The organism is Streptomyces pseudovenezuelae, from assembly GCF_029892565.1.
Lineage (GTDB): Bacteria > Actinomycetota > Actinomycetes > Streptomycetales > Streptomycetaceae > Streptomyces > Streptomyces pseudovenezuelae_A.
The window spans coordinates 1-12,340 of sequence record NZ_JARXVH010000026.1; the positions used below are offsets into that span (position 1 = coordinate 1).

Consider the following 12,340-nt stretch of genomic DNA (forward strand, 5'->3'; position numbering starts at 1 on the left):
CGTGCACCGAGGCGGCCGTGACGATGACAGCCAGGACCAGGCCAAGCGTGTCCGTGGCCACATGGCGCTTACGCCCTTTGATCTTCTTGCCGGCGCCGATGCCCTGACTCGCCTCAGCGACGTTCGCGGAGGTCTTCACGCTCTGCGCATCAATCACCGCAGCCGACGGGGCCGCAGGCCGGCCATGCGCGCGGCGGGACTTGTCGCGCAGCAGATCGTGAACGTGCTGGGCGGTGCCGTCCACTTCCCACTTCGCGTAGTAGTCGTAGACGGTCTTGTACGGCGGGAAGTCGTGCGGCAGGTACTCCCACGGGATACCCGTGCGGTTGACGTAGAGGATGGCGTTCACGATCTCCCGCAGCTCATGCACCCGCGCCGCGGTACCTGGACCGGTCCGGGCAGCCCGCCAGGCCACGAACACCGGCTCGATCAACGCCCAACGGGCATCGGACACGTCGCTGCGATAAGGGCGTCGAGAACTCACGAGACACGCAACGACCCACAGTCACCACAGTCACAGCGAGCACCCCAAATCACCTGCAAGCCAGATCAGTTGCCCTCTCAGACCTCAAGGGAGTTCTCCTGGCGGGCAGCCGGCGTCGAAGCAGGAACCCCTACGGCGCGAGCCGTAGGAATCCCCCTCCTTCAGGAGGGGGAGGAAGTCAAGAGTGCTTCCTTCCTCGGGTCTGGTCTGGGAGGGATGGGCCGGAGGCGTCCTGGTCAGGCGCCGGGCGGCGAGAATGGGACGCGGTCCTGTCACCGGTGCTGTGCGGTGCGCAGCTCGTCGGTGAACCGGGCGAGGGCGTCCTCGGCCGTGGGGACGGGGCCGAACAGCTGCTCCTGGCGGCGGGGGTCGGCGGCGTAGCGTCCGGTCTCGAACCAGCGGAACATCGCGGCCAGGTCCTTGATCAGGGGCATGAAGCGGCCGACGACGGCTCCTGCGGCGCGGGCGACGGCGGACGGGACGGCCACCACCTTGATCTTCTTTCCGGCCCGGCGGCCCATCACGTCGGCCACCTCTCGCATGCTGACCGGACGGTCCCAGCCGATGTCGATCCGCTCACCGGCCTCGGCCTCGGTGTCGACTGCGGCTGCCAGGTACGCCGCGAGATCGGAGGTGTGGACGAAGGTCAGCGGGACGGTGGCCTTCCCGATCCACACCATGCGGCCCTTGTCGAGCGGGTCGCCCGCCATGCTCGCGACCTGGTCGAGGAACGCCCCCGGGCGCAGGGCGACGAACGGGACGCCTAGCTGTTCGAGCTTGTCCTCGGCGAGCTTCTTGTGCCAGAAGTGCGGGACTTGGGGCGTCTGGTCGCTGGTGAGGATGCTGGTCAGGACGAACCGCCGGATGCCGGTGCGGTGGGCGGCCTCGGCGAGGTTGGCGTTGCCGATGGTGTCGATGTCGTTGGCGTTCTTGCCGCCGCGGGTGTAGCCGGCGGCGGTGGTGATGACGGCATCGGCGCCGTTCATCGCGGCCACGAGCGAGTCGACGTCGAGCATGTCGCCGCGGGCGATCTGAACGCCCCGGCTTTCGAGCCTGCTCGCGTCGATGGTCGGCCGGACCAGGGCGCGGACGTTCTTGCCGCGCCCCAGCAGTTCGTCGACGACCTTGCCGCCGAGGGAGCCGGTCGCGCCGACGACGAGGACCGGGAGGGCGGTTGGGTCGGTGGCAGGCATGAGGGTCTCACTTTCCGTCAGGTCATCAGCGAGGGGCTTGGTGGACGGGGCAGAGGCGGCGGCAGACATAGGCGCCTGTGTGCCGGGCGGGCCAATGGTGGCGGGCCGTGGAGGCGGATCTGCAGTGCGCACGGCCGCCGGAACGTGCCGCGTTCGAAGGCAGCCACTACGGGATGGGTGACAGGGCCGGCCCGGCGGTGGTCGCGTCGCATGCGGGACGGTGTGCACCCTGGTCCGCGTGGGGTGCACACCGGGGGGTCACGCGGACTCTTCTTCCGGCAGCGCGCGGCTGTTGATCGCGTCGGTGATGGCGTAGGCGGTCTCGACGAAGGACTCCGCCTGCTGCTCGGACAGATTCCGGGCGGTGGTCTCCTCCAGGGCCTGCCACAGGGCCGAGATGGATTCGCGCATGGCCCGGCCCCTGTCGGTGAGGTGGACGACCATGACGCGCCGGTCGTGTGCGGCCGGCTCGCGCACGAGCAGGCCGGCGTCCTGCATGCGGCGCAGGGACTTGGAGACGGTGGAGTGGTCCAGGCCGACGCTTTCGAGCAGTTCGGACTGGGTCTGGCCGTCCCGGTCGAGGAGTTGCATGAGCAGCAGTTCCTGTCCGGGGTGCAGGTCCATCTTGCGGAGCATGACGGCGGCGTAGGCGCGGTGGGCGCGGGCGAGTTGGAAGATCGCGTAGCTCATCGGTCCTGCGCCGGCCGTCGTGGGGATGCGGGGTTCGGGGGTGGGCATGGTTCGGTTCCTCAGCCGGTGTGGGTGGGGTAGTCGGTGTAGCCGGCCACTCCGCCGCCGTAGAAGGTCCCCGGGTCGGGGGTGTTCAGCGGCGCGCCGGCGCGGAGCCGCTCGACCAGGTCCGGGTTGGCGAGCGCGAGGGCGCCGACGGAGACGAGGTCGGCCGTGCCGTTGTCGATGTCCTTGGCACGGGCGGGCAGGTCGGTCCCGCCCCGGTTCAGGATCATTGTGGTTGGCCACAGCGCGCGCACAGCGCCCAGCAGCTCCTCGTCGCCCGCGTGCATCACGTGGAGGTAGGCCAGGCCCAGGGGGCGCAGGGCGTCCAGGAGCGCCGGATACAGCTCGGCGGTGTCGGACTCGGCGATGTCGTTGAAGGGGTTGCCGGGAGAGATACGGATGCCGGTGCGCTCGGCGCCGATCTCGGCGGCCACCGCGGCGGCGACCTCGACGGCGAAGCGGATGCGGCCCTCGATCGAGCCGCCGTAGCCATCGGTGCGCTGATTGGTGTTGTCGGACAGGAACTGGTGCACCAGGTAGCCGTTGGCGCCGTGGATCTCCACGCCGTCGGCGCCTGCCGCGACGGCAGCCGCTGCGGCGCGCCGGAAGTCGTCGACGGTCGCCGCGACCTCCTGCGTCGACAGAGCACGGGGGGTCGGCATCTCCTGGGGCCCCGAGGCGGTGAACATCGCGCCCTGCGCCTGGATCGCCGAAGGGGCGACCGGCCGGCGCCCGTGGGGGGTGTTGTCGGGGTGGGCGATGCGTCCGGTATGCATCAGCTGGATGACGATCCGGCCGTCGGCCGCGTGCACGGCGTCGGTGACCTTGCGCCACCCGGCGATCTGCTCGTCATTGTGGATGCCGGGGGTCAGGAGGTAGCCCTGGCCGTCGGCGGAGGGCTGGGTTCCCTCGGTGATGACGAGCGCGTGCGACGCCCGCTGGGCGTAGTACTCGGCGTTCAGCTCGGTCGGTACGCCTTCAGGTGTGGAGCGGTCACGGGTCATGGGGGCCATGACCAGGCGGTGCGGCAGAGATATGCCGCCAACAGTGGTCGGCGTCCACAGGGAATCCAGCATGAGGGGGTCCTTCGATAGGGCGGTGACCGGCCGGTCACCGTAAACGCAGCGGGTGGTCGTGGGGAGGCGGTGGGCGGGCGTGCTCAGTCGACGCTCAGGACGAGCTTGCCCCGCACGTGCCCGGCGTCGCTGACCTGCTGGGCCGTGGCCGCCTGGTCGAGCGGGTAGGCGGTGACGGTGGTGACGAGCTTGCCGGCCGCGGCGTCCTGGGCCAGGGCGGCCAGGCGGGCGGTCGAGCGTTCCTGGGAGCCCTGGGAGAAGGTGATGCCCAGCTGTCGTGCGCCGAAGTCGGCGATGGTGACGATGCGCTCGGGGCCGCCCCGCAGGGCGATGGAGTCCTCCAGGGCTCCCTTCCCGGCCAGGTCGAACACCGCGTCCACGCCGTCGGGGGCCAGCGCCTGCACCCGCTCGACCAGGCCGTCGCCGTACACGGTCGCGGTGGCGCCGAGCGAGGTGAGGTAGTCCTGGTTGGCGGGGCCAGCGGTGGCAATCACGCGTGCTCCGCGGGCCGTGGCAAGCTGGACCGCCACAGTGCCGACCGCTCCGGACGCGCCGTGCATCAGCACGGTCTCCCCGGCGGCGACCCCCAGCAGGTTCAGCACCCGCTCGGCCGTCTCGCTGGCCACCGGCAGCGCGACCGCGTGCTGCCAGTCGAGGCCGGCGGGCTTGGGGGCCACGGTGGTGGCCAGCGCGTACTGGGCGTACGAGCCGGTGTCCGACCAGCCCAGCACCTCATCGCCGACCTGCACGTCGCTCACACCCTCACCCAGGGCGTCGACCACGCCGGCGAGCTCGCCACCGGGGACGGCGGGGAGGGTCGTCGGGCGGACGGCCTCCAGAATCCCGGAGCGGATCTTGCCGTCCAGCGCGTTCAGACCGGCGGCCTTCACGCGGACCCGGACCTGGCCGGGGCCGGGCTGCGGCACCTCGATGTCCGCCTCGTGCAGCACGTCCGGGCCGCCGAACTGGTCGAAAACGATTGCTTTCATGATGACTCCATTTCCTTCGACCACCAAAAGCGTGGCTGGCCACACAATCAAGGTAACAGCAATCATGTGGCTAGCCAAGTATTGGCGGACGTGGGGGCGAAGCTAGCCACCCTCCGCTCGCTTCGGGGTGCGCCGATCACTTGTATGGCCGTTCACGCCGACCACGCGAAACGAACGCGGCGACCGCCAAAGGGGTGCCCGTGCAGATCGCCCAGGAACTTGTCATCGCCTCGGGCAAGAACACGGGCTAGCGACCTCAAGGCGTGCGTGCGCACCCCCAGCCCGAGCGGCAGGCGCTCGCGCAGGCAGGACATCCGCACCTTTGCCACCACGACCAACACTCTGCTGGAACTGCGGGACTGGCTGGTTGCCGAGCAGGTCACCCTGGTGGTGATGGAGGCCACCGGCGATTACTGGCGCGGGGCGTTCTACCTGCTGGAGGACTGCCTGAACGTGATCCTGGTCAACGCCGCGCACGCCAAGGGCCTGCCGGGCCGCAAGACCGACGTCGCCGACGCCGCGTGGCTGTGCCAGCTGGGCGAATGCGGCCTACTCAAAGCCTCCTTCGTCCCGCCGGAGCCGATCCGGCGTCTGCGGGATCTGACCCGCTACCGCTCCACCCTCGCCGCGGAACTCGGCCGCGAGGCCCAGCGGCTGGAGAAGGAACTCGAGGATGCCGGCATCAAACTCTCCACGGTGGCTACCGACATCCTCGGCGTCTCCGGGCGGGCCATGCTGACCGCGCTCATCGACGGGGAACGCGACGTCCACGCACTCGCCCAGATGGCCAAGGCCCGTATGCGCCCCAAGATCCCGGCCCTGGTCGAGGCACTGACCGGGAACTTCGGCGAGCACCACGCGTTCTTGTGCCGTCTGCACCTGGAACGCATCGACCAGCTCAAGGCGGCCATCGCCGAGCTGTCAGCCAGGATCGAGGAGGAGATGCGCCCTTTCTCCCAGCAGCTTGAGCTGTTGGAGACCATTCCCGGCGTCGGCCGGGCCACCGCCGAAGTCATCATCGCCGAGACCGGCGCCGACATGTCCCGCTTCCGCACCGCCGGACACCTGGCGTCCTGGGCCGGCGTCTGCCCCGGCCACCACGAATCCGCCGGGAAGCACAAATCCGGCCGCAGACGCCACGGCAACCGTTGGCTCAACGGAGCGTTGGGCACCGCCGCCATGGCCGCCTCCCGCACCCGCGCAACCACCTACCTCGGCGCCCGCTACCACCGCCTCGTCCCCCGCCTGGGCAAGAAGAAGGCCCTGGTCGCCATCGAGCACTCCATCCTGACCGCCCTGACCGCGGTCTGGCACATGCTCACCGACGGCGTCTCCTATCACGACCTCGGCGGCGACTACTTCACTCGCCTCGACCCCGAACGCGCCATGCGCCGACTGAGCCGTCAAGCCAACGCTCTCGGCTTCACCGTCCGATTCGACCCCATCGAAGCCTGACACCCACCAGCGTCACAGCACCCCCTCGACCTGCACCTCACCCATTATTTTCGGACCAGAAGCACTCTCCGCGTTTCTGATCACCCACCGGACCCCCGCCTCCTGGCAGCGGGAGGCTAGGTGCCGGCCCGTGCTGGAGACAGGAGAGGAGCTTTTGGTCAGTACGCCACTGCTTCAAGCCCGCGTTCCACACCTACGGTCTCCTTCTTGGCGCAAGGCGGCCCGCAGGCCCCCTTTACGGGCGACGTCCGCGATGGCGGCCGCCGCCTGACGTGTCAGGGCCGATGCCGCATGGATTCAGAACGGGTGATCATGTGCTTTCCGGCGGGTGGCATTCCTGCTGGGTGCCGGCCTGTGCGGCAGCCGGGTGGGACGGATTCCAGAGCCGGTCGGCTTCACCGCGGGCGATGTGGTCCTCGTAGATCCGCACCTTGAGCCGCATCACCGCCAGGGTGTCCTGCAGCTCGCGGATCTGCGTCTCCACGTGGGTTTCGTGCTGGCGCAGCAGCTCAAGGCGCTCGTGTTCGTTGCCCGGGCCTTGACGGACCAGCTCGATGTACTGCCGGATCACCACCAGGGGCATGCCGGAGGAGCGGAGCTTCGTGCAGATGGCAAGCCACTCCAGGTCTTCTTCGTCATAGATCCGGCGGCCGTTGGACAGGCGGCGCACCGGGTTGGCGAAGAGGCCCTCCCGCTCGTAGAACCGCAGCGCGTGCACACTCAGCCCGCTGCGTTGTGCCACCTCGCCGATACTCAGGCCCATGAACGCCCCTTCCCCACATGACTGTTGATCTAGACCCGACTCTAGGTTCTACCGTCGGGCTGTCGGCTCATCGGGCCATTGAAACAGGGGAGAACATGAGCGTTTGGTTTGTTACCGGGGCATCGCGTGGACTCGGCGCGGGAATCACGCGGGAGGCGCTGGACCGGGGGCACAGCGTGATCGCTACGGCGAGGGATGCGTCAGCGGTGCGCCGGGCGTACCCGCACGAGCCGGACGGACTGCTGGCGGTGACCGCGGACGTGACCGAACCAGAGCAGCTGATGACTGCGGTGGAGGCCGGCCTGGCCAGATTCGGCCGGATCGACATCGTGGCCAACAACGCCGGCTACGGCCTCATCGGCGCGGTCGAGGAGATCTCCGACAAGGCTGCCCGGGCGTTGTTCGACGTCAACGTCTTCGGCGTGCTCAACACGTTGCGGGCGACACTGCCGACATTGCGGGCCCAGCGCTCCGGACACATCCTGAACATCGGCTCCGTGGGCGGCTTCGCGACCGTTGCGGCGGCGGGCTTGTACGGCGCGTCCAAGTTCGCCCTTGAGGGCGTATCCGAGGCGCTGCACGACGAGCTGGCCCCGCTCGGCGTACACGTCACGATCGTGGAGCCGGGCGGGTTTCGCACCGACTTCCTCAGCAGCGTGAGCATGCAGGTCGAACCGGCCTCCATCGCTGACTACGTCGCCGGTGCGGGGTCGATGCGCGAGGCACTGGCTGCGAACGACGGCCGCCAGCCAGGCGATCCGGTGAAGGCGGCGAAAGCCATCGTTGACATCACTGAGGTCGCCGAGCCACCGCTGCGCCTGCAGCTGGGCGTGGACGCCATTGAGCGCGTCGAGGCGAAGCTGGATCTGGTGCGACGTGAACTTGCCCAATGGCGCCACGTAGCCCTCTCTACTGGAATATGAGAAGCCATCCCCTTTACCGGGCTGTCTGGTCGAACGCGGTTGCCACGAGTTCGCCGCCAGACCTGCAAGGGGAGTTGAAGAGGGGCGGGCGGAGAGCAGAACTCGGTGGCGATCGTGGACGAAGTCTGTGCCATGGAAGTTCTCTTCGCGGGCCGCATGGCCGAGGCGGCGGACTGACGTGAGCATGAGCATGGCACTGTCATGTCTGGGTCGACCGGCCGTGGCCTGATTGATCTTTGTGCGATACCAGTCGGGATCTGAGACTGCTGTGGGGCTCGGCCCGGGCGGCCTGCTGGAGGACGGGATCGGCCTGGTGCGATTTCCACGCCCCGCTCGTCGCGGAGCCAGTCGCGCAGGGCCGGGGCGGTCCAGGTGATCCCTGCGGCGGCCGTTGTGTCCAGCAGGTCGGCCAGCTCGGCGCGGTCCTCGGGACCCAGGATCCTGGCGGGCCGGCCGGGCCGGGGCGCGTCCGGCAGCGCGTCCAGCCCGCCCTTCTCGAAGCGGTGGACGGCGGCGCGGACGGTGACCGGGTTGCACTCCAGCAGGTCGGCGACCTCGGTCACCATCCTTCCCCGGTCGAGCAGCCGGACGCACCCCGCACGCAGCCGGGTATGCCGGGCCAGGTCGCGTCGGCCCAATAGCTCACGCAGGTCACGATGCTGATCATCGGTCAGCTCGAGATGGAGGTTCTTCGGCATCGCGTCCCTCCCGCAGGACGCCTACCCACACCGCAGCCGACATCGCCCAGACCGCTTAGGCTGGCTCACCGGGCACAGGCGGGGCCGAGTCGCATGGGTAGGAGTGGACGGGCGTCAGCCCGGGCAGCACACCAGGCCACACTGCCGCCAGTGTCTGCGCTGTGGGCGCGAAGATCTTCCCGAGGGTGGCCAGGGTGTGTAGGTCCTGCCATTCCCAGCGCACGAATCCGTCCGGCTCAGGCAGGCCGAGCTCGCCGCTCCAGCTGGTGACGCGGACGACAGTGGTGATGCGGCGCACGTCCATCCGGCCGTCGTGCAGGATGGTGACGACGGAGGCGTCGTCCACGTGTGCTGCCAGCCCGGTCTCTTCCGCCAATTCTCGTACGGCTGCTGCTGGTGCACTTTCGCCGGTCTCGATCCGGCCGCCGGGCAGTTCCCACATACCCTGCTTCGAGCGGCCCAGCAGGACTCTGCCGAGAGGGTCAATGACCACGACTGCGGCGCCGAACACGGCCTGCGGATCTGGCCGCCGTTTCTCCTGGGTGCTGAACCACCCCTGCGCGCGGCGCACGAGCAGCACCGCCAGGCCTTCTGCGTCGAACCTCTCAGTGTGGGTGAACCCGTCGGTGAGCGCGGCGAGTTCGTCCTCATCGAGTGCGATGTGGCGCCGCGCCTCCGGTGTGTGCTCCGCGATTGGGGTGATGACGACGAGTGTCCCGCCCTCTCGCAGCCGCGCGGCCAGGCGGCGCAGGACCCGGGCGCGGTCGCGGATGAAGGCGACGGCCAGCCGGATGGTGATCAGGTCGTAGCCGTCCTCGGCGAGGCCGGCCAAGTCGTCGTGTTCGATGTCCAGGCGCAGCCAGCGCACTCTCTCTGCTTTGGCATGCTCCGTTCGGGCCCGTTGCAGGGCGCCGTCGGCGAAGTCAGCGGCGTCGACGGTGTATCCGAGCGAGGCCAGATATGCGGCCAACTCGCCAGTCCCGCAGCAGACATCGAGCGCCCGGCCGTTCTCCGGGGCCGGAGCGTGCTCGACGAGCAGGCGCCGTTCCTCGTCCCCCAGCCGCCGGAAACCGCGGCCGCTGGTGTAGTGCTCGGACCAGGTGGACCGGGTGTATCCCACAGATCGCTCCTCGTACGTCATCGGGTGGTGGCGGGCTGCCCCGGCAGTTCGACTGGCCCGTACACGGCGGCAGATGCCCTGGTCGTCGGCGCGCAGTACCGGTCGCCGAAGCTCCGGTGTCACCACTTCCCTGATACTTGGATGTGTTCAAACGTCAGGAGGGCTATGAGCGTGAGTGAGCGGCATGTGGTGTAGGTGCCTGCCTCTGGGCCGTGGGGGGACCTTCCTGAAGCCGGGGAGCTCGGGGTCGAGGACCTTCCGGCGGTGGTCGAGCGGATCGCCGACTGGATCGCCGAACCGACCCGTCCCCGGCGGGCACCCAGCCACTTCCACGCCCTCTGCACCGACCTCAGCTGACCCCGGCAAGATCGCCAACAGAGTCATGCCGTTGCCTTTGCGAGGGTCGAGTGGTTGAAGTCGTGTGCTGATATCGCGACTTGAGCGACTGGGGTTGGGAGTCCTGACCCGGTCGTGTCCGTCTGAGCTGGTAGACAGGGTGATGGGTGAGGCGGGTCGTTCGGAGAAGCGTCGGCGTCTGTTGTCTGCCCGGTTCACGGTGTACTTCGTGCCGGCGATGTGCTTGTTCCCGCAGGCCGACTACCTGGAGGTCCTGCGGCTGGTGAAGACCGGCGACAAGGGGCTGTGGTCCTGGTCCGGGGTGAACAAGTCGTCGCTGACCAGGGCCCGGCAGCGGCTCGGCTGGCCGGTGATGCGGGAACGGTTCCGGTCCGTGGCCCGGCCGCTCGGCGCTGATGGCGAGCTGTTCCGAGGGCTGCGGGTACAGCGCGGTCAGTAGAGTGTCCAGGTCATTCGTCACGCAACGATCTTGGACACCCTCGCGTGTTCCCGAACGCACCGCCGACCTGATACGGCTGGGGCGGGCTCAATGCCTGACCAGCCACAAGACTCGGTCCCACGACAGGAGGTGGTACACGACCAGCACACCGGCGAGCATCACGGCGAGAGTACGGGATCCCGCCGCGTACAGCGCCGCCGCCCCGCCGAAGAACACAGCCAGCTCCAGCAGGAACCGCAGCGGGCCAGGTGTCGCAATGACCGTCGCCCCGGAGCGGGATGCATCGTCTGGGGTGGCGAAGACTCCCCACAGCACGGCCACGATCAGGGGACCGGCAACGGCGCAGACATACCGCAGGGAACCAGGCACGACAGCCCATGCCCAGAGCCCGAAGCACACCAGAGCCACCAGTTCCAACACGAACCTCACACCGAGAGACAACGGGTGAAAGCCATACCCGGACGGCATACGCGCAGTTCCCTCCGTCGTAGTCCCTCCAGGATCACAGACCGGCGCACGGGAAGTTCAAGAACCACCAGATCAGACATCGGATTTTATTTATCGGGGCTCTCCTTTGTGGATACCCCCGGCTTCAGCCGGGGGAGGAAACGAAGCTCCTGCGAAGCAGGGCAGGAAAGCCGGTCCGCCCGGGCGGACCGGCGTGCGCCATCCACCGGCCGACACCCGCCACTCACACGGAATCCGATAAGGTGTGAGCTATGGCGCGGCAGGTCAAGCGGGCGTTCAAGTACCGCTTTTACCCCACAGGCGAGCAGGCGGCGGAGCTGTCGCGCACGTTCGGCTGCGTCCGCCTGGTCTACAACAAGGCGCTGGAAGAGCGCACACGGGCCTGGCACGGCGAACAGCGCCGCATCTCCTATGTGCAGTCGTCGGCCGCACTCACGCAGTGGAAGAAGACCGGGGAGCTGGCCTTCCTGACGGAGGTGTCCTCGGTCCCGCTGCAGCAGGCGCTGCGCCATCTGCAGACGGCGTTCGGGAACTTCTTCGCCAAGCGGGCGAAGTATCCGCGTTTCAAGTCCCGCAAGAAATCCCGTGCGTCGGCCGAGTACACCCGCTCGGCCTTCACGTGGCGCGAGGGACGGCTGACGCTGGCGAAGATGGCCGGCCCCCTGGACATCCGCTGGTCGCGTCCACTGCCCCAGGGCAGCGAGCCGACCACGGCGACCGTGTCCCGCGACAGTGCGGGACGCTGGTTCGTGTCGCTGCTGTGCGAGGACTGCATTACCCCGGCTCCGGCCACGAAGAACGCGGTCGGCATCGACGCCGGCATCACCTCCCTGGTGACGTTGTCCACCGGCGAGAAGGTCGCCAACCCCCGGCACGAGCGCCGTGACCGTGCTCGTCTGGCCCGTGCGCAGCGTGAGCTGTCGCGGAAGGCGAAGGGCTCCGCGAACCGCGACAAAGCCCGCCGCAAGGTTGCCAGGGTCCATGCGCGGATCGCTGACCGGCGCCGCGACCACCTGCACAAACTGTCGACCCGGCTCGTCCGTGAGAACCAAACGGTCGTGATCGAGGACCTCACCGTCCGCAACCTGCTGAACAACCACACACTGGCGCGCGCCATCTCGGATGCGTCGTGGAGGCAGCTGCGGTCGATGCTGGAGTACAAGTGCGCTTGGTATGGGCGTGAACTCGTTGTGGTCGACCGCTTCTTCCCCAGCAGCAAGCTGTGCGGGAACTGCGGCACGGTCGCGGCGAAATTGCCGCTGAATGTCCGCGCGTGGACGTGCGACACCTGTGGTGTCGTGCATGACCGCGACATCAACGCGGCCCGCACCATCAAGGCGGCCGGGCTGGCCGTCTCGGCCTGTGGAGCTGGTGTAAGACCTCAAGGGAGTTCTCCTGGCGGGCAGCCGGCGTCGAAGCAGGAACCCCTACAGCGCGAGCCGTAGGAATCCCCCTCCTTCAGGAGGGGGAGGAAGTCAACCTCAAGTCGTGGCCGCAGGACGCCACTACTGCCTGCAAGTACACGCCGGCGTCCCGTTCGATCCCGAGTCCAAATGGGGGCGGCGAGGCCACCGTCCGTATCGCGAAGACGGACCTGATCCCGACCTCCGCGAACCTGCGGGAGAAGCAGCAGCTTCGCC

Annotated in this window: 12 protein-coding genes and 1 pseudogene; 4 read left to right on the top strand and 9 right to left on the bottom strand. The window is 68.6% G+C overall.

Annotated features, from left to right (window positions below):
- The 5 genes from M2283_RS45375 to M2283_RS45395 all read right to left on the bottom strand — a co-directional run.
- Positions 1 to 484, bottom strand: a 484-nt coding sequence (locus tag M2283_RS45375; protein WP_348538981.1) for an IS5 family transposase, incomplete at its 3' end; no start/stop codon positions are given.
- A 272-nt stretch (positions 485 to 756) separates the two neighbouring features.
- Positions 757 to 1,677: an SDR family oxidoreductase gene (locus M2283_RS45380; protein ID WP_280882469.1), complete on the bottom strand. Its 921-nt coding sequence runs from the start codon at positions 1,675 to 1,677 to the stop codon at positions 757 to 759.
- A 258-nt stretch (positions 1,678 to 1,935) separates the two neighbouring features.
- Entirely contained in the window at positions 1,936 to 2,415 is a 480-nt protein-coding gene (locus M2283_RS45385; protein WP_280882470.1) for a MarR family winged helix-turn-helix transcriptional regulator, read from the bottom strand.
- 11 nt (positions 2,416 to 2,426) lie between these two features.
- Positions 2,427 to 3,488, bottom strand: coding sequence for an alkene reductase (locus M2283_RS45390; protein WP_280882471.1), 1,062 nt, complete (start codon positions 3,486 to 3,488; stop codon positions 2,427 to 2,429).
- An 83-nt stretch (positions 3,489 to 3,571) separates the two neighbouring features.
- Positions 3,572 to 4,477: an NADP-dependent oxidoreductase gene (locus tag M2283_RS45395; protein ID WP_280882472.1), complete on the bottom strand. Its 906-nt coding sequence runs from the start codon at positions 4,475 to 4,477 to the stop codon at positions 3,572 to 3,574.
- 219 nt (positions 4,478 to 4,696) lie between these two features.
- Here M2283_RS45395 and M2283_RS45400 point away from each other — a divergent pair, with 219 nt between their 5' ends.
- A complete protein-coding gene (locus M2283_RS45400) occupies positions 4,697 to 5,932 on the top strand; it encodes an IS110 family transposase (RefSeq protein WP_432423227.1) in 1,236 nt (411 codons plus the stop codon).
- 310 nt (positions 5,933 to 6,242) lie between these two features.
- Here the strand turns inward: M2283_RS45400 and M2283_RS45405 are convergent, their stop codons facing one another.
- Entirely contained in the window at positions 6,243 to 6,695 is a 453-nt protein-coding gene (locus tag M2283_RS45405; RefSeq protein ID WP_280882474.1) for a MerR family transcriptional regulator, read from the bottom strand.
- 95 nt (positions 6,696 to 6,790) lie between these two features.
- Here M2283_RS45405 and M2283_RS45410 point away from each other — a divergent pair, with 95 nt between their 5' ends.
- Positions 6,791 to 7,618 (top strand): oxidoreductase, encoded by an 828-nt coding sequence (locus M2283_RS45410; protein ID WP_280882475.1) that lies wholly within the window; start codon positions 6,791 to 6,793, stop codon positions 7,616 to 7,618.
- Between the two features lie 323 nt (positions 7,619 to 7,941).
- Here M2283_RS45410 and M2283_RS52135 read toward each other — a convergent pair.
- Both M2283_RS52135 and M2283_RS45415 read right to left on the bottom strand, forming a co-directional pair.
- Positions 7,942 to 8,316 (bottom strand): annotated as a pseudogene (locus tag M2283_RS52135) (helix-turn-helix domain-containing protein); the annotation flags it as partial.
- A 55-nt stretch (positions 8,317 to 8,371) separates the two neighbouring features.
- Positions 8,372 to 9,436, bottom strand: coding sequence for a bifunctional class I SAM-dependent methyltransferase/NUDIX hydrolase (locus M2283_RS45415; protein WP_280882476.1), 1,065 nt, complete (start codon positions 9,434 to 9,436; stop codon positions 8,372 to 8,374).
- Positions 9,437 to 9,857: 421 nt separating this feature from the next.
- Between M2283_RS45415 and M2283_RS45420 the strand changes: the two genes are divergently transcribed.
- Positions 9,858 to 10,232, top strand: a complete 375-nt coding sequence (locus M2283_RS45420) for a transposase domain-containing protein (protein ID WP_280882477.1) — start codon at positions 9,858 to 9,860, stop codon at positions 10,230 to 10,232.
- An 87-nt stretch (positions 10,233 to 10,319) separates the two neighbouring features.
- Here the strand turns inward: M2283_RS45420 and M2283_RS45425 are convergent, their stop codons facing one another.
- Positions 10,320 to 10,661 carry a YrdB family protein gene (locus M2283_RS45425; protein ID WP_280882478.1) on the bottom strand — a complete coding sequence of 114 codons (342 nt, stop codon included), beginning with the start codon at positions 10,659 to 10,661 and terminating at the stop codon, positions 10,320 to 10,322.
- A 290-nt stretch (positions 10,662 to 10,951) separates the two neighbouring features.
- On the opposite strand from M2283_RS45425, the gene M2283_RS45430 reads away from it, so the two are divergent.
- On the top strand, positions 10,952 to 12,145 hold the full coding sequence (locus tag M2283_RS45430) for an RNA-guided endonuclease InsQ/TnpB family protein (protein ID WP_280882479.1): 1,194 nt from the start codon (positions 10,952 to 10,954) through the stop codon (positions 12,143 to 12,145).
- Positions 12,146 to 12,340: the final 195 nt, after the last annotated feature.